Origin of the sequence: Leptospira paudalimensis (assembly GCF_026151345.1) — a bacterium.
Taxonomy (GTDB): domain Bacteria; phylum Spirochaetota; class Leptospiria; order Leptospirales; family Leptospiraceae; genus Leptospira_A; species Leptospira_A paudalimensis.
In genome coordinates this window covers 1426056-1443559 of record NZ_JAMQPR010000001.1, presented here as the reverse complement: position 1 = coordinate 1443559, position 17504 = coordinate 1426056, and the positions used below count along the sequence as shown (strand labels likewise).

Genomic DNA, 17504 nt, shown 5'->3' with positions numbered 1-17504 from the left:
TCTTTACTCCTTTAGAACTGCATAAAATTCAGAGGTAAAAGCAGTCCTTTCCCAAGAAATGCCAATCCCTTTGGTCATGTTTCTAAGAGCCCCTGAAAAGCCAAGCAGGTTTTCTGCCGATGCATTGGCTTTTAAGTGACTCTTCCCTGCCACAGCCTCATAGGTGGATACCACCTTTGCGTTCCTGCGACTTAGATCAGAAAGAACTACACCTAAATGGTTTGCGTCTACCATCACTTCGATCTCAGTGAGTGGACCAACCAAATATGTGTTTGACGGAAAACATTCCTTCACTCCTGCAAGTATCGCTACTTTGAGTAATGTGAGAGTTGTTTGTAAATCCCCCGGAGGCATCTCATAGGAGAGGACTCTTAGTCTCAGGCCACAAACTTCCTCACCGTAAAACCCGTGTAAGCAGGCTTCCATAAAGGACGTTTCTATCGAATGTTTTACTTCTTCCGGAAGACTTACCTCGAAGGCAATTTGCTTCGAAAAATCGGCAGTATCTTCCAGGACTGCGATGAGCGCGCCGCTTGACTTTTGGTCTTCAAAGGCACGATGCTCTAGGGCAACCTTATGAGACATTTTTTTAAAAAGCTCTAATTTGGCAATGTTTATCGAACTAAATGAGAGTTTTTTTTCCGTTTTCTCAGAAATCCTTCGGATTCCAATTTCCAAATGGAGTTCCCCTCTACCAAAGAGAACAATTTGTCCCGTTTCTGCTTTCAGTTCCAGGTGGTAACCGGGATCCTCCCAAATGAGTTCCTGTAAGCGACATAACCAAAACTCTTTTTCGGAACTAATCTCCGGCTCTAAAACCACAGAAAACGGACTGAGTTCTGAAGGTGGGAGTTTGGATGATAAAGGATCTGGAACATTTCCGAGATAAAGAATGGGACTCCCCGGGTCCATTTGGAAAGATTCATTTGCCAACACAAATCCAAGTTTTCCCTTTGTGAGGGAACCTACCCGATCCAATGTTTCAGCTGATAAAAAGGAGAGAGTGGGGTTCGTTCCCCCTTCCCCGTGGATGGTTCTTTCAATTTTGTTTTGGCCTTGTGTTTCCTTTGTGAAAAGGAGGATCTCCATCACTTCTTCGGTTGGTAATGTCATCGTGGGGCAAACTACCGCATAACGACCAATTTGTGGGTCGGTCCTCCTAGAAAGAACTAAGAGAGGAGAATGGGAAATTGGTTTTATTTCCTTTGGATTTGTCCACAACACAAGATCCAGGAGCTCCCGTACACCTTCGCCAGTTTTGGCGGAACCACCATACACAGGGTAAAGTTTCCCCTCCCCTGTCCCCTTTTGTAAGATACGTTTCGGAAGCTCAGAAGTTTCGTTTTCTTCCTTCCAGTAAGTTAACAGTGATTCTTCATCACATGCGAGTAATTCTTCCTTTGTGCTTTTGGCAAAAACTCTTTCGTTTTCCAAATAATATTCCCAACCATTTTCTCCTTTTTGGAATAAGGAAACAGGAGCGATTTGTAAGATCTCTTCCAAGGAAACAAGTGTATCGAGGTAGTCCTCTGCAAACCTGTCCAATTTGTTGATGAAAAAAACGATGGGGATCTTTGCCTTTCGTAACTCTTCAATCACTAACCTTGCTTGTGATTGTACAACTGTGCCCGCTTCCAAAATGACAATGGCTGTTTCCATTGCGGGGAGAAGGTCGGTCACTTGGTTTCTAAAATCAATATGACCAGGTGTATCGATGAGTTGGATTTCAAATGTTCCAAAACTTGTAGTCCAAGGGACAACATGGAATGTAGTCCGGATGGAGATCCCTCTTTCAATCTCTTCTTGGAGTTGGTCCGATTCAGTGTTCCCATCTTCAATGGTACCAACTGCAGAAATTTTACCAACCTCGAATAAGATTCGTTCGGTGAGGGTAGTTTTCCCAGAATCGATGTGAGCAAAAATGCCAACTGTGCGGTAGTTCATGGTGTATGGAAAGAGTGCAAAAATAAAAAAGCCAGGCATGAACCTGGCTTATCAAGGTTTGGAATCGAATAAAAAGGATTACCAGCGGTAATGAGAGAATGCCTTGTTGGCATCTGCCATCTTTCTGATGTCTTCTTTTTTCTTAATCGCAGATCCTGTGCCTTTTTGTGCTTCCATGAATTCTGCAGCCAATTTGTTTTTCATCGATTTTTCGTTTCTACCACGGCTATATTTAATCAGCCATCTGATTCCAAGCGCTAGACGTCTTTCTGGACGAACTTCGATTGGAACTTGGTAAGTCACACCACCCACTCGGCGGGACTTTACTTCCACTTGTGGTTTTGCGTTTTCCAATGCTTCTTGGAACACAGCAAACGGATCTTGTCCTGTTTTTTTCGCAATGACTTCTAATGCATCGTAGAACACAGCTTCAGCGACACTTTTTTTACCATCTACCATTAGGCAGTTGATAAACTTTGAAATCACTTTGTCGTTGTATTTTGGATCGCCTTCGATGTGGCGCGGTTCAACTTTTCCTCTTCTTCTAGACATATACCTTTCTCCGATTACGCTTTAGGACGCTTCGCGCCGTATTTAGAACGTCCTTTGCGACGTTTGTCCACACCGAGTGTATCCAGTGTTCCACGAATGATATGATAACGAACCCCTGGTAAATCTTTTACCCTTCCCCCACGGATGAGAACCACGTTGTGTTCTTGGAGGTTATGGCCTTCGCCTGGGATATAAGCAGTAACTTCAATTCCTGTTGTCAAACGAACCCTTGCTACTTTACGAAGAGCAGAGTTAGGTTTTTTAGGAGTGAAAGTCATCACTCTTGTGCAAACTCCACGTCTTTGTGGGCATGCCTTTAGAGCGGGAGATTTAGTTCTTTTCTTTTGGTCTTCTCTTCCAATGCGGATGAGCTGGTTAATTGTAGGCATTCGATTCCTTCTTCTATTTCTCTTTTTAAAAAAATAATGACGTTTTCGTCCAAAATTCCAGATAGGGACATTTTGTAAACGAAAACATGATTTTTGTCCCTAGAAACCATCCAAATTGGATGATTTCTAGAAGTTCTTCTTAGTGACTAATCGTCATCGTCCTCATCATCAGAGTCGTCCGATTCTTCTTCCAATTCGTCCTCATCTTCGTCTTCTTCTGCTACAAGTCTTGAGAGTGTAGCAGTCGAAACTGGAGCTGATTCTGAAAGTTCGGAAAGTTCTTCTTCCTCTTCTTCTGATTCCAAGTCCCAATCCAAATCCCCAGGCATTTCTTTGAAAACTTCAATGTCACGGTATTTTTTCATACCTGTTCCTGCAGGGATCATGTGACCAATGATTACGTTTTCTTTCAGACCCATTAGGTTGTCTGTTTTTCCTTTGATCGCCGCATCTGTTAGAACCTTTGTGGTTTCTTGGAAAGATGCTGCTGAGAAATAAGACTCCGTATTAAGGGATGCTTTAGTAAGACCTAGGAGTACCGGTGTTCCTTGTGCAGGAGATCCACCCTCTTGTTCCACTCTGTCGTTTTCTTCATCAAATAGGAATTTATCCACTTGTTGTTGGTTCACGAACGATGTGTCTCCACTATCAGTGATGATCACCTTTCGAAGCATGGAACGAACCACAACTTCAATGTGTTTATCATTGATATGAACCCCTTGTAAACGGTATACCTCTTGCACTTCGGATACTAAGTATTCATGAAGGGCACTTGGTCCTTTGATCGCAAGGATATCATGTGGATCAAAGTTTCCTTCATCCAACTGGTCTCCTCGTTTCACAAAGTCACCTTGGCGAACACGAATTTGTTTTCCAACAGGGATGGCTACTTTTACTTTTTCTTGTTCTGCTGTTTCCGGGATGATATAGAGAATTCGTTTTTCTTTTACGATTTCACCCTTATCTTCGATTTTACCGTCAATTTCTGCAAGTGTGCAGGCATCTTTTGGACGACGAGCTTCGAAAAGTTCATCTACCCTTGGAAGACCACCCGTGATATCACGAGTCTTTTCAGCAACCGATGGGATTTTGAAGATGATATCCCCTTCTCGTACTTTGTCTCCATTTTGGAATTGGAGAAGAGCATCCACTGGAACTGAATAACTATCAGAACCAACAACTACTTTTGGAACGAGACGGTCTTTTTTCTGTTCTACTACTTTTAAAATGATATTGGAAGTCTTAGGGTCAACATCACGACGAACGTTTTTCCCAATTTCCAAATCTTCCCATTGGATCGTTCCAGAAGTTTCCGAAACAGCCACTTCGTTAAAAGGGTCAAACTCAGCGAGTGCTTTGTTTTCTTCTACGATAATGCCTTCTTCTGCTTTTAAGATGGTTCCGATTTTCACTGGAATGACAATGTCATCACCTAATATTCTTAACGTTGTTCCGACTAGGGATACAATACCTGCTTGGTCAGAAGTGATCCGTTGTTCTGTGGAATCACTTACTTGTGTTGCAAACACTTCCCCTTTTTCAAGGCGTTGTTCATCCGCAACTCGCACACTAGATAAAGACTCAGTATTGAACTCTTGGATGAGTCGGTTTACGATGATGGTTCCGCGACGAGCAAATACTTTTGCACCATTTGCATTTGTCACCAAACGACCATTAATGGATTTTACCAAAGAGCGGAACGGTACTTTGTGTTCCTTCTCTTGGATCGTAGCAGATGCAGCACCACCCACGTGGAAGGTTCTCATTGTTAACTGTGTTCCCGGTTGGCCGATCGATTGAGCGGCAATGGTTCCCACTGCTTCCCCAATCTCAGCAGGGACAAGGCGAGCCATGTCCATACCGTAACATTTTGTACAAATACCGTGGCGTGAACGGCAAGTGAGTGGAGATCTAACTTTGATTTTATCATAACCAAGGTTTTCAATCTGTTGGCCAAGAGCTCTTGTGATGAGAGTATCTTTTGGAAATACCACTTTTTCAGTCACAGGGTCTACTAGGTCTTCAGCTGTGTAACGACCGAACACTCTGTCCGCAAGAGAAACAATTACGTTTTCTCCTTCTTTTACGATTCCGAGTGTGATGTTTGCTTTTGTTCCGCAATCATCTTCGGAAACGATCACATCCTGAGAGATATCCACAAGACGACGAGTGAGGTAACCCGCATCGGCTGTTTTTAAGGCAGTATCCGCAAGACCCTTTCTCGCACCATGTGTGGAGATAAAAAATTCTAATACCCCAAGACCTTCGCGGAAGTTGGAGCGAATCGCAAGTTCGATGATTTCACCGGACGGTTTCGCCATTAGGCCCCGCATCCCAGCAAGCTGACGGATCTGTTGTTTTGATCCGCGAGCACCAGAAGCTGCCATGACGTAGACAGGGTTAAATCCCGCTTGGTCTTTTTCGAGTTCCTTAAACATCCCTTCCGTAATGCGGTCATTGGTTTTGGTCCAAATCTCGATTACTTTTTTACGACGTTCTTCGTTTGTGATGATACCTTTACGGTACTCCATATCCGCTTTTTCTACTTCTTTGTTGGCATCGTTTACAAGTCCTTCTTTTTGAGGAGAAACTCGGATGTCATCAATGGAGATAGTTGGAGCAAATACAGTCGCGTAACGGTAACCAAGACGTTTGATTTCATCAAGCATCACAACCGTGATCCCTGGTCCAAACTTCTCGTAAACGTCTGCAATGATTTTGTTTGTTTCTTTATCACCGAGGGTTCTGTTGATGTAAACATACCCTTTTGGCATCACTTGGTTGAAGATAAGTCGACCAGGTGTAGTTTCGATGATTTTCCCTTCGTGTAAAACGGAGATTTTAGAGCGAATTTCAACGGTTTTCGTTTCAATCGCATACATCACTTCTTCAAGACCAGTGAAGAATTTACCTTCACCTTTTGCGTCTTTCACTTCAGAAGTGAGGTAATAAATCCCAAGAACGATGTCTTGTGTTGGTCCACAAATTGGTTGTCCGTTCGCAGGATTCAAAATGTTATGCGGAGATAACATTAGCATCCAAGTTTCCAACTGTGCTTTTGGAGCGAGTGGAACGTGGATGGCCATTTGGTCCCCGTCGAAGTCGGCGTTAAACGCGTGACATACGAGTGGGTGGAGTTTGATTGCTTTTCCTTCTACAAGGACTGGTAAAAATGCTTGGATTCCAAGTCTGTGAAGTGTTGGTGCACGGTTGAGGAGAACCGGGTGTTCTTTCACCACGGTTTCCAAAACATCAAAAACTTCTTTGTCTTCTGCTTCGATTTTTTTCTTCGCAGATTTAATGTTTGGTGCTAATTCCAAATCCACAAGACGTTTCATAATGAACGGTTTGAAAAGTTCCAAAGCCATTTTTTTAGGAAGACCCATTTGGTGGTATTTGAGTTCTGGACCAACGACGATTACGGAACGACCAGAATAATCTACCCGTTTACCGAGAAGGTTTTGGCGGAAACGTCCTTGTTTTCCTTTGAGCATATCGGAGATAGATTTTAAAGGTCTATTTCCTTTTCCTTTCACAGTACGTTTGCGTCGGCTGTTATCAAAAAGAGCATCCACTGCTTCTTGTAACATACGTTTTTCGTTTCGTACGATGATCTCAGGAGCTTTCAGAGCAAGAAGTCGTTTGAGACGATTGTTACGGTTGATCACACGGCGATACAAATCATTGAGGTCGGAAGTTGCAAAACGTCCGCCTTCTAGTTGTACCATCGGGCGAAGTTCTGGTGGGATCACTGGAACTACATCGAGAACCATCCACTCAGGACGGTTTCCAGAATCACGGAATGCTTCGAGAACTTCGAGGCGTTTGAAAATACGTTTGTCGGAGATTTTGTTTTTGTCTTGGATCTTTTGGCGGATCACACGAGCTTCTGCATCCACATCAATGCGTGCGAGAAGTTCCTTGATGGCGTCCCCACCGATACCAGCGATAAACTTATCACCGTATTCATCTAAATAATTGTGGTATTCATCTTCATCGATGAGTTCCCCTCTGTTCCTTCCGGAATCAGCTGGGTCAATGATCACATACTTCTCAAAGTAAAGAACACTTTTGAGTTGGTTGATCGTCATGTCGAGAAGGAGTCCCATACGAGACGGAACCGAACGATAATACCAAATGTGCGAAACAGGCGCCGCAAGTTCGATATGACCCATTCTTTCACGACGAACTTTAGAGTGAGTTACCTCAACACCACATTTGTCGCAAACCACACCTTTGTAACGGATGGATTTGAATTTACCACAGTAACATTCCCAATCCTTTGTGGTTCCAAAGATTTTTTCGCAGAAAAGACCATCTCGTTCCGGTTTTAGGGTACGGTAGTTGATCGTTTCAGGTTTTTTAACTTCCCCGAAAGACCACTCTTTGATCCGCTCGGGTGATGCCAAACGGATCGTAATCGATTCAAAACTATTGTAATTTCTCATACTTTTTCCCTTCCCTAAACGTTTTCAATGGTCTCGAACTTGATTTTCTTTTTGTTTTTCGAGAATTCATCTTCGTAATCAGAGATATCCACTTCCAATCCTTCGGAGTCCTTGATGATGATATCGAGTGCTAAACCTCGGAGTTCTTGCACAAGAACGTTGAATGATTCTGGAATTCCCGGTTTGATCGAGTGGATCCCTTTAACAATCGCTTCGTAAATTCTTGCACGACCTAACATATCATCTGACTTGATGGTGAGTAACTCTTGTAAGGTGTGTGATGCACCATACGCTTCGAGAGCCCAAACTTCCATCTCCCCTAACCTTTGTCCCCCGAACTGCGCCTTACCACCGAGTGGTTGTTGCGTTACAAGTGAGTAAGGTCCAGTAGACCTTGCGTGGATTTTGTCATCCACCAAGTGAGCCAGTTTCAACATGTAGATGTATCCGCAGAAGACTTGGTTGATGAATTTTTCCCCTGTCCTTCCGTCGTATAACTGAAATTTGCTGTTTTCTGGTAAACCTGCTTTTTTGCAGAATTCGTGTACATCACCTTCGGAGGCTCCATCAAATACTGGGGTCTCAAAATTGATCCCAAGTTTTTTAGCAGCGAAACCAAGTTGTGTTTCAAAAATCTGACCAAGGTTCATCCGTGAAGGAACCCCGAGTGGGTTTAGAACGATATCAACTGGAGTTCCGTCTTCCATGTATGGCATATCTTCTTGTGCCATCACACGTGCAACCACCCCTTTGTTTCCGTGACGACCCGCCATCTTATCACCCACGAGGAGTTTACGTTTACGAGCAACATACACTTTCACCATTTCTTCCACGCCAGCAGCGAGTTCATCGCCTGTCTCACGGGAATAACGTTTGATATCGATCACAGTTCCTTCGAAACCGTTTGGCATACGAAGAGAAGAATCTCTTACTTCTTTTGCCTTTTCTCCAAAGATGGAGTGTAATAATTTATATTCTGGAGTGAGGTCTGTTTCACCTTTAGGAGTGACCATACCAACAAGAATGTCACCAGGTTTTACCTCCGCTCCCACACGGATCACACCAGACTCATCCAAATCACGGAACGCTTTGTCCGAAAGGTTTGGAATGTCACGAGTGATTTGTTCTTGTCCAAGTTTTGTTTCCCGAGCTTGGATTTCGAATTCTTCAATGTGAATGGAAGAGAAAACATCGTCTTTGATGATTCGTTCAGAGATCAGAATCGCATCCTCAAAGTTGTAACCTTCCCAAGGCATAAATGCCACAAGAACGTTACGTCCAAGTGCCAAATAACCAGCATCAGTGGATGGACCGTTTGCAAGGACAGTTCCTTTTTGGAGGATTTGTCCGAACTCACCGTATTTTTCCCCTTTGATGATCTGACCAGCAACTGGAGCTCCAATTCCGATATCTTGTCCTTCTTTGACAACTGCTTGGTATTGAACTTCTTCCGATAATACCAATTCGTGGGTTTCCTTTTCACCATTCGGAGTTGTCACTTCGATCCGTTCTTTGGAAACCTTACTCACCTTACCACCAGTTGTGGTATGGAGCATAGACACGTTTGGTTTTTGGTTAAAACATGTACCTTGGTTGGTCTTTTTGAATTTAATGAGTGGGTAGTGGACAATCTCTTTGGATTGGTCTTCTTTGATCCAAACACCTGTTGCATCCACTTTGGAAACAACACCATCTTTTTTCGCAACGATACAAACCCCTGCGTCATATGCAGCACGAGCTTCCATACCAGTTCCCACAAAAGGAGCTTCTTCAGTGAGAAGTGGAACCGCTTGGCGTTGCATGTTTGAACCCATGAGAGCGCGGTTCGCATCATCATGTTCGAGGAATGGAATGAGAGCTGTGGATACAGACACAACTTGTAAAGGTGCAAGGTCCATGTACTGGATCTCAGACGGGCTACGGAATGGGAAGTCCCCTCTATGGCGAGTGGAAATGAGTTTGGAAGTAAATTCTCCCTTCTCATCCACAGTCGAATTCGACTGCGCCATATAGTGGTATTCTTCTTTATCAGCAGTGAGATACTCTACTTGTTTTTGGACTTTTCCATTTTTGACAAGGCGGTATGGAGTTTCAATAAACCCATAATCGTTTACCCTTGCAAAACTAGACATGGAAAGAATGAGACCAATGTTTGGACCTTCCGGTGTTTCAATTGGACACATACGGCCATAGTGAGAATAGTGAACGTCACGAACTTCGAAACCTGCTCTGTCACGAGAAAGACCACCAGGCCCAAGGGCGTTTAACCTACGTTTGTGGGTAAGTTCCGCTAGTGGGTTTGTTTGGTCCATAAACTGAGAAAGTTGAGAAGACCCAAAAAACTCATTGATCACAGCTGTGATTGGTTTGATGGAAATGAGAAGTTGCGGAGTTTGTTGTTCCGGTTCTTGTACGGTCATTCTTTCTTTGATGACACGTTCTACACGAGAGAATCCAAGTTTCAATTGGTTCGCAATGAGCTCTCCAACAGAACGAATCCTTCTGTTTCCTAAGTGGTCAATATCATCTGGGTAGTAGTTTTCTGCCTCAGACATAAGCATCACAAGGTAACGAACCGTTTCAATAATGTCTTGTTTTCTTAAAACGCGATCATCTGCTTTTGAGAATTCTTTTGGATTGTTGAATTCAAATTTGCTATTGATTTTGTAACGACCAACTACACCCAAATCAAATGTTTTGTGTGAGAAAAAGAGTCTTTTGAGTTCCGCTTCCGCGTTTTCAATCGTAGAAGGCTCACCCGGACGCATGATTGTGTGAAATTTTTTCACAGCATCTTCGTAATCATTGACTCCGTCTTTTTCAAGGCAGTTGATGAGAACTGGATTGTCTTTTCCTTTTGGAAATTCAATGACATCCACATCTTTTACCTTCATTTCACGAAGGATGGAGATATTATCCTCATTGATTTTGGAACCAGCATCGAGCATTACCTCGCCTGTTTCCATGTTGATGATATCAGCAATGGTTCTGCGACCAATCAGACGTTTGAGGTCTTTTGGATTGGCACCAGCTATCTTCATTTTGCTTGAACCGTAGAACAAACGTAATACTTCTTCGTTTGTTCCCATTCCCATCGCTTTTACAAGTAAAGTTGCAGGGAATTTTTTCTTACGGTCGATTTTGGCAACAAGGATCCCTTTGTTGTCCATCTCAAATTCCAACCAAGAACCTCGGTAAGGAATCACACGAGCAGAGAATGTATCTCGTACTTGGTCATAAGAAAAGAAAATACCAGGGGATCTGTGTAACTGGCTTACCACTACCCTTTCAGCACCATTGATGATGAAAGTACCGTGGTCTGTCATCACAGGAAGGTCACCCATGTACACAACTTGTTCGCGGATTTCACCAGTGTCTTTGATGATGAGTCGAATGACTGCTTTTAATGGAACCGCATAAGAAGAATCAGTGTCCTTACATTCTTGAGGATCACGTTTTGGTTCCCCTAACACATAATGGCCATATTCCATGACCATATCGTTGTTTGGTGATTCGATTGGAAAAGATTCGCGAAAAACTGCTTCCAACCCTTGGTTTAAACGTTTGGTCGGATCTTTCACTTCCGACTGGAGAAACCAATCAAAGGATTTTTTCTGTACGTAGATAAGATTAGGAAGTAAATTGAGGTCGGTAATTTTACCGAAATTTACCCGGTTTCTAATTTGCATTCGGGTATGCATGGAATACTCTCCCTAGAGACGTCAAAATAATAGATGGTATGATAAACGAAAAAATAGAGGTGGGGACGCCTACGGCCTCCCTGCCTCTAAGTTTTTGAAGACTGGGTTTAAAAATTGGCAACCGATTAACCGGCAGCAGCAACTTCTACTTGAGCCCCAACACCTTCGAGTTTTTTCTTAATATCAGCAGCTTCATCTTTAGAAACCCCTTCTTTCACTGATTTTCCACCAGCTTCTACAAGAGTTTTCGCATCTGCTAATCCAAGACCAGTGATTTCGCGAACGAGTTTAATAACGTCGATCTTTTTGTCACCGTGTGCTTTCAAGATAACATTGAAAGTTGCTGGTTCTTCAGCAGCAGCAGCGCCACCACCTGCACCCGCAACAGCCGCTACCGCAACCGGTGCAGCAGCAGAAATCCCGAATTTCTCCTCCATCTTTTTCACTAGGTCAGCAGCCTGAACTAATGTAAGACTTCCAATTTGTTCTAATAGCGCGTCAACAGACATCTATATTCTCCTTATCCTACTAATCACTATGATTACTAATTGCCGTTTTTCTCGGCTACAGCATTGATGGCGCGAGCCAATGATGCCATGATTTGATTGATTCCAGAAGCAATTTGCGTTGCAGGAGCATTGATCCCACGAGCCACTTGCGCAAGAAGTTCTTGTTTGGACGGAAGTCCAGCAATCGCTTCTACTCCAGATTTACCCAAAACCTCACCGTCCATATAGCCGGTTTTGATTTCGAGTTCCTTCTTATCTTTTGCAAAGTCCTTACAAACTTTCGCTACTGCTGGAAGTGCATCCAGAGAGAAAATCGCTGCAAGTGGTCCTTTGTAAACATCCCCAAAATCGATGGAGTTGTTTTTATGTTCAGAAGACTCTTTTAATGCACGGAGAAAAAGGTTGTTTTTGATTACCTTCATCTCTGATCCTTCTTTGCGAAGTTTCGCACGAAGGTTGGACATATCTTCAACAGTTAAACCGCTGTAAGATGCTAAAATAAAGTTAGGTCGTTTTTCCAAACGACTCTTTAGTTCTGTTACTGCTTCAATTTTAGATGGATTTGCCATTGTTCTTACTCGTTATATGTTCGCGTTTACTAGTTCTTTTACATCGACTTTTACGCCGATTCCCATAGTCGCTGCTACAGAGAAAGACTTGAGGTAATCTCCCTTCGCATCGGAAGGTTTGTCTTTCATAAGTGCTGCAACAACAGCATTGATGTTATCAGAAAGTTTATCATCAGAGAAGGAACATTTCCCAACTCCTAAGTGAACCACTCCCCCTTTGTCAGGACGGTATTCAATACGACCTGCTTTGAGTTCCTTCACTGCTTTTGTTACATCAGTAGTGACAGTTCCTGCCTTTGGTTTTGGCATAAGACCTTTACGACCAAGAACTGGACCCAATTTACCAACTTCCTTCATCATATCAGGAGTTGCCACACAAGCGTCAAAATCAGTCCAACCACCAGAAACTTTTTCAATTAGGTCCATATCACCTACGAAGTCAGCACCAGCCTCTCTCGCTTCGTTTTGTTTGTCTCCTTTGCAGAAAACCAAAACCTTAATTGTTTTTCCAGTTCCGTGAGGAAGAGAAATTGTCCCTCTTACGTTTTGGAGAGATTTATAATTGATTTTAGTAGAGATCTCTAAAGTCCCGTCGAACTTTGAGTAACTGGTCGCTTTCGCTAAACCGACTGCCTCACCAAGGGTATAAGCCTTTGTGCGATCGACTTTCTCTTTGAGTTGGATGTATTTTTTGCCGCGTTTCATGACTTCGGTTCCCGTTTCCTAATGATTACTCGACGTTAACACCCATGGAACGGCAAGTTCCAGCAATGATTTTCACTGCTGCATCTAAGTCGTTCGCATTGAGGTCTTCCATCTTCGTTTTTGCAATTTCTTCTAGTTGTGCGCGTTTGATCGTTCCTACTTTCACTGTGTGAGGAGTAGCAGATCCACCTTGGAGTCCTAGAGCCTTCATGACAAGAAGAGCAGCTGGAGGTGATTTAGTGACGAATGTAAAACTTCTGTCAGAATAAACAGTGATCACAACCGGGAGTTTGAGTCCCATTTGGTTTTTTGATCTCTCATTGAACTGTTTACAAAATTCCATGATATTGAGTCCGGCCTGACCAAGTGCAGGTCCTACCGGAGGAGCTGGGTTTGCTTTCCCTGCTTCTACTTGGAGTTTAATTTGTTTTACTACTTTCTTTGCAGCCATCTCGTTTCAAGTTCCTTACTAAAAGTCAATCTATCAGTTCTATTGTTCCGATTTTACTTGGAGATAATCCAACTCCACTGGAGTGGATCTTCCAAAAATTTCGACTCGGACACGAAGCCTTCCCTTATCAGGGAAAATTTCATCCACAAGCCCTGTGAAATTGGCAAACGGACCATCTATAATTTTCAATGTCTCGCCCACTTTGAAGAGGAAACGTGGTCGTGATACTTCTTCCGATTCCACATTTCCCACATCACTGAAGAGATTTTTGATCTCATCGAGTGAAAGTGGCTCCGGACCTTTTCCTTTTCCGCCTACAAACGTAGACACAGAAGGTAAGTTCTGGATTTTAAACCGAAGGTCATCGGTCATATTCATCTCAACGAGAACATAACCCGGCATGAGTTTTTTCTTCGTGACCTTCTTTTTGCCGTTTTTCATTTCGGCAACTTCCATTGAAGGAATTTTCACCGAAAAGATCTGGTCTTCCAGCTTTTGTTGTTGGACCATCTTTTCAATGTTAGTTTTCACCTTATTCTCATGACCAGAATAAGTCTGAAGCACATACCATTTTTTATCTAAAGAATCGCCCACTTCCCTACCTATGTTCCTAATGCCCAGAACCACTTTAACAGTTTCAAGAAAACAAAATCCGAAGCTGATAAAAATAAGGAAAAGATAAATACTGTAACTAGGACTACAACGGTAGAACTCACCACTTCTTGGCGCGTAGGCCAATGTACTTTTTCAAGTTCTGCTTTACATTCCTGAATGAAACTCGTAGCTTTCATTGATCCTTGTCCTGTTTCTCTAATTCTATATTCCGTAGTTGGCAGGGCTGGAGAGAATCGAACTCCCACCAAGGACTTTGGAGATCCTAGTTCTACCATTAAACTACAGCCCTAAACAAGCCCTCTACCAGGCTTGAACTGGCGACCCCTTCCTTACCATGGAAGTGCTCTACCACTGAGCTAAGAGGGCAAACGTTTCCCACCCAAGCGCGGGTTTCCAAGCGAGGCTAGGTTTTTTACACTATTTTAAATGAGGCTCATTGGTCAATGGAAAATGAGTTTATTTCCTGGAAATGGTAAAAAAACAGGAAATTTGGTGATTTTCCAGTCTGATTTTAGTTGTGGATTTCCCGGTTCGATAATAGAACCATGTGGGAGACACTCACAGTATAAGGAATGATTCGTGGCGAAACCCTTTGTAGAATTAGAAGCACAAATCCCCGATTTAGTAAAGGCAAAATCGAAAATTGTCGTCCGTTCGTCTCGGATGAATCGCCAGTTGGAGCAGTATGTGCTTGGGCTCATCACTCATATCTTAAACGAAGTGGGACAATCTCAATTTGTGGAAATGTTGTATACCATTTCCAAAGAACTCACCATCAATGGAATCAAAGCCAACCAAAAACGAGTTTTTTTTGAAGATGAAGGACTCGACATTACAGACGAAGCAGATTATTTCCAAGGGATCAAAGAGTATTCCAAAAAGTTCTCTGAGAAAATGGCAGATGAATATGGGAAACGATGCCTCGCCCGAGGTGTGTATGTGCAAATTAAATTCCACTACTGTTTGGACGGACTCCTTGTAGAAGTAACAAACAACACTCCCGTCATCAAAACAGAAGAAGTTCGGATGCGAGAAAAAATGAAAAAGTCCATGGGGTATAATGACATCGCTGAATTTTACATGGACAATATGGACAATACAGAAGGTGCGGGACTTGGGATTGCCCTTATCATGATCCTACTTAAAAACGAAGGTGTTGACCCTAACCTATTTCGTATCATCACCCATGAAGACAGAACAGTTGCCAGGGTGGAAATACCATTTAACGACAATTATGTGTCGTTTCGAAGTGCCGAACTAGCAGAAATATAATTCTTTTTTGACCAAATCATTTCGACTGTAATTGTATCGACCTAGTGTCCGCCCTTTTCGAAACTGGTGGACATGGAATTAAAAGGTGCAAACATTCTCGTCACCGGATCTGCCGGTGGACTCGGAAAGGCAATGGCATACCGTTTAGGTAAATCAGGAGCCAATATCATTCTCTCAGACATCCAAAAAGACAAATTGGACGAAACCGTTTCTCTCTTTCAAAAAGAAGGAATCAAAACAACGGGAATCGTTACCAATGTTGCTAAAGAAGAAGATAGTGTCCGACTCATTGAAGAAGCAGCAGCATTTCAAGGAAGCCTTGATGTCGCAATCCTCAATGCAGGGATCTTACGTGATGGCCTTCTCATCCGCGTGGACAAAGAAACAGGTAAGGTCAAAGGTAAAATGGGCATCGACCAATGGCAGTCAGTCATTGATGTCAATTTAACGGGAGTGTTCTTAACTGGTAGAGAAGCAGCTGCTAAAATGGTAGAACAAAAAAAAGGTGTCATCATCCCTATCGCCTCCATCGCGATGCATGGTAATTCTGGACAAACAAATTACAGTGCAGCAAAAGCAGGTGTTGCAGCCATGACAGTAACTTGGTCCAAAGAACTTGCTAAGTTCGGAATCAGAGTGGCAGGTATTGCCCCTGGATTTATTGGAACTGAAATGGTATTAAAAGACATGAACCCAGAAGCATTGGAAAAATGGAAATCGATTATCCCAGTCGGAAGGCTTGGAGAACCAGATGAGATTGCGTCCACTGCTGAGTTTATCATTATGAACGATCTTGTTACAGGTGTGGTTTTGGAAATCTCTGGTGGTGTCCGAATCTAACTTCGATTAATCCTTTTTTGCCTTCTTTTCGTACAAAGGAGGCAAAAGGATTTGTATCCATATTTTGTCATTTTTTTAACAAACGATAAAAATTTCGTAGGTAATTTGGGTATCTTTTCGTCATAAGGATATAACGGAATCCTTACCGATGAAAATAAAAACAGAACTATCGAAACAACAATTGGAACAAGCGATTAAAGGAATTCAAGGGATAGCCCACCCGATTCGTTTGCTCATCCTTTATACTTTGGCAAAAGAAGAAAAAACAGTAGGTCAACTCGTGGAATTACTTGGAACGAGCCAATCAGCTGCCTCTCAACACTTAAGCAAAATGAAAAACAATGGAATCTTGGAATCACGAAAGTCTTCGAACCAAGTGTTCTATCGTTTGAAAGATGCTAAGTTCAAAGATCTAATCCAAACAATCGTAAAAGTGTATAAAAAGTAAGCATTACTTCGCTTCTAATGATAAGAAGCGAACGTATTCCTTTATGGAATCCTGGAGGTTTGTAAAACCAAAAGGATATCCGGCTTTCGTTAACTTTTCCATATCAGCGCAGGTATAATATTGGTATTTGCCTTTTAATGACTCTGGCATTTCCACATATTCAATGTTTATCGGCGCATTCATGGCATTAAATAGAGCAGAAGCCAAGTCATTCCAAGTTTCTGCCTTCCCTCGCCCAACATTGTACAATCCGTATTTTCGTTCACTGAGTAAATAGATGCTAATTTTACTCGCATCCTTCACATACAAAAAATCACGTTTTTGTTCCCCATCTTTGTATTCTGGTTTGTAGGATTTAAATAGTTTAAGTTTGCCTGTGTCTCGAATTTGTTCATACCCTTTAAGAACTAAACTTCGCATATCTCCTTTGTGGGCTTCGCCATAACCAAACACATTAAAGTATTTGAGTCCAATGAGTTTGTCTTCGATCTTTGTTTTTTTTGCATACAAATCAAAAAGGTGTTTTGAATAACCATACATATTGAGGGGTTTTAAAGATTCGATAGGGGCTTTGTCATCATACCCAAACTCACCTTCCCCATAAGTTGCCGCACTCGATGCGTATAAAAAAGGGATGTCTTTGGCAATTGCAAACTGAGCTAACTTCTTCGTATAATGGAAGTTATTCTGAATTAGATAGGTTGCATCTTTTTCAGTTGTGGCAGAACAAGCACCTAAGTGGTAAATTTCGGATATCTCAGACAGAAGGGGATGGCCTGCATCCAAAAATCTTTCAAACTGATCCTTCTCATAATAATCTGTAAAAAAATTCCTTTGGAGATTTTTCCATTTGTCAGTTGTACCCAGATGGTCCACAACCAAAATGTCGGTGTTTCCATTATGGTTTAAGTCTTCAATGATTTGTGAGCCAATGAGACCCGCACCGCCAGTGACTAAAGTAAGTTTTTTTGCCATTTCTCTGATGATTCTTTTTTCCTAAGAGATTCCATCTATCAACTTTTCTCCCTGATTTAGGAAAAGAGTTTTTGAAAGTTTCCGAA

The 17504-nt window shown here is 42.4% G+C and carries 15 protein-coding genes and 2 tRNA genes; 3 read left to right on the top strand and 14 right to left on the bottom strand.

The window, feature by feature from the left end; all coding sequences use genetic code 11:
* Positions 1-3: 3 nt before the first annotated feature.
* The 13 genes from ND855_RS06650 to ND855_RS06590 form a co-directional block, all read right to left on the bottom strand.
* Positions 4-1944 (bottom strand): elongation factor G-like protein, encoded by a 1941-nt coding sequence (locus tag ND855_RS06650; RefSeq protein WP_322113558.1) that lies wholly within the window; start codon positions 1942-1944, stop codon positions 4-6.
* Positions 1945-2022: 78 nt separating this feature from the next.
* The gene (rpsG, locus tag ND855_RS06645; protein WP_015678186.1) at positions 2023-2496 is read right to left on the bottom strand and encodes a 30S ribosomal protein S7; all 474 of its coding nucleotides are present in this window, start codon (positions 2494-2496) and stop codon (positions 2023-2025) included.
* A 14-nt stretch (positions 2497-2510) separates the two neighbouring features.
* Positions 2511-2885: a 30S ribosomal protein S12 gene (gene rpsL, locus ND855_RS06640; RefSeq protein WP_004783543.1), complete on the bottom strand. Its 375-nt coding sequence runs from the start codon at positions 2883-2885 to the stop codon at positions 2511-2513.
* 146 nt (positions 2886-3031) lie between these two features.
* Positions 3032-7333 carry a DNA-directed RNA polymerase subunit beta' gene (rpoC, locus tag ND855_RS06635; protein ID WP_265357710.1) on the bottom strand — a complete coding sequence of 1434 codons (4302 nt, stop codon included), beginning with the start codon at positions 7331-7333 and terminating at the stop codon, positions 3032-3034.
* A 14-nt stretch (positions 7334-7347) separates the two neighbouring features.
* Positions 7348-11034 carry a DNA-directed RNA polymerase subunit beta gene (gene rpoB, locus ND855_RS06630; protein WP_265357709.1) on the bottom strand — a complete coding sequence of 1229 codons (3687 nt, stop codon included), beginning with the start codon at positions 11032-11034 and terminating at the stop codon, positions 7348-7350.
* A 125-nt stretch (positions 11035-11159) separates the two neighbouring features.
* A complete protein-coding gene (gene rplL, locus ND855_RS06625) occupies positions 11160-11543 on the bottom strand; it encodes a 50S ribosomal protein L7/L12 (protein WP_012388946.1) in 384 nt (127 codons plus the stop codon).
* Between the two features lie 35 nt (positions 11544-11578).
* The gene (gene rplJ / locus ND855_RS06620) at positions 11579-12112 is read right to left on the bottom strand and encodes a 50S ribosomal protein L10 (protein ID WP_135663107.1); all 534 of its coding nucleotides are present in this window, start codon (positions 12110-12112) and stop codon (positions 11579-11581) included.
* 12 nt (positions 12113-12124) lie between these two features.
* The gene (gene rplA, locus ND855_RS06615) at positions 12125-12817 is read right to left on the bottom strand and encodes a 50S ribosomal protein L1 (protein ID WP_100721691.1); all 693 of its coding nucleotides are present in this window, start codon (positions 12815-12817) and stop codon (positions 12125-12127) included.
* A 25-nt stretch (positions 12818-12842) separates the two neighbouring features.
* A complete protein-coding gene (gene rplK, locus ND855_RS06610; RefSeq protein ID WP_135604106.1) occupies positions 12843-13268 on the bottom strand; it encodes a 50S ribosomal protein L11 in 426 nt (141 codons plus the stop codon).
* A gap of 39 nt (positions 13269-13307) precedes the next feature.
* On the bottom strand, positions 13308-13862 hold the full coding sequence (nusG, locus tag ND855_RS06605; protein WP_012388950.1) for a transcription termination/antitermination protein NusG: 555 nt from the start codon (positions 13860-13862) through the stop codon (positions 13308-13310).
* An 8-nt stretch (positions 13863-13870) separates the two neighbouring features.
* Positions 13871-14059, bottom strand: coding sequence for a preprotein translocase subunit SecE (secE, locus tag ND855_RS06600; protein WP_002973751.1), 189 nt, complete (start codon positions 14057-14059; stop codon positions 13871-13873).
* A gap of 39 nt (positions 14060-14098) precedes the next feature.
* Positions 14099-14172 (bottom strand) — tRNA-Trp (locus tag ND855_RS06595).
* A gap of 5 nt (positions 14173-14177) precedes the next feature.
* Positions 14178-14249: transfer RNA gene (locus tag ND855_RS06590), tRNA-Thr, on the bottom strand.
* 213 nt (positions 14250-14462) lie between these two features.
* Between ND855_RS06590 and ND855_RS06585 the strand changes: the two genes are divergently transcribed.
* From ND855_RS06585 to ND855_RS06575, 3 genes are all read left to right on the top strand, one after another.
* Positions 14463-15155, top strand: coding sequence for a histidine kinase (locus tag ND855_RS06585; protein ID WP_100728582.1), 693 nt, complete (start codon positions 14463-14465; stop codon positions 15153-15155).
* Positions 15156-15227: 72 nt separating this feature from the next.
* Entirely contained in the window at positions 15228-15995 is a 768-nt protein-coding gene (locus ND855_RS06580) for an SDR family NAD(P)-dependent oxidoreductase (RefSeq protein WP_265357708.1), read from the top strand.
* Positions 15996-16143: 148 nt separating this feature from the next.
* Complete coding sequence (locus ND855_RS06575) at positions 16144-16443, top strand: ArsR/SmtB family transcription factor (protein ID WP_012388953.1); 300 nt, start codon at positions 16144-16146, stop codon at positions 16441-16443.
* A gap of 3 nt (positions 16444-16446) precedes the next feature.
* Here ND855_RS06575 and rfaD read toward each other — a convergent pair whose 3' ends face one another.
* Positions 16447-17418 carry an ADP-glyceromanno-heptose 6-epimerase gene (rfaD, locus tag ND855_RS06570; RefSeq protein ID WP_265357707.1) on the bottom strand — a complete coding sequence of 324 codons (972 nt, stop codon included), beginning with the start codon at positions 17416-17418 and terminating at the stop codon, positions 16447-16449.
* Positions 17419-17504: the final 86 nt, after the last annotated feature.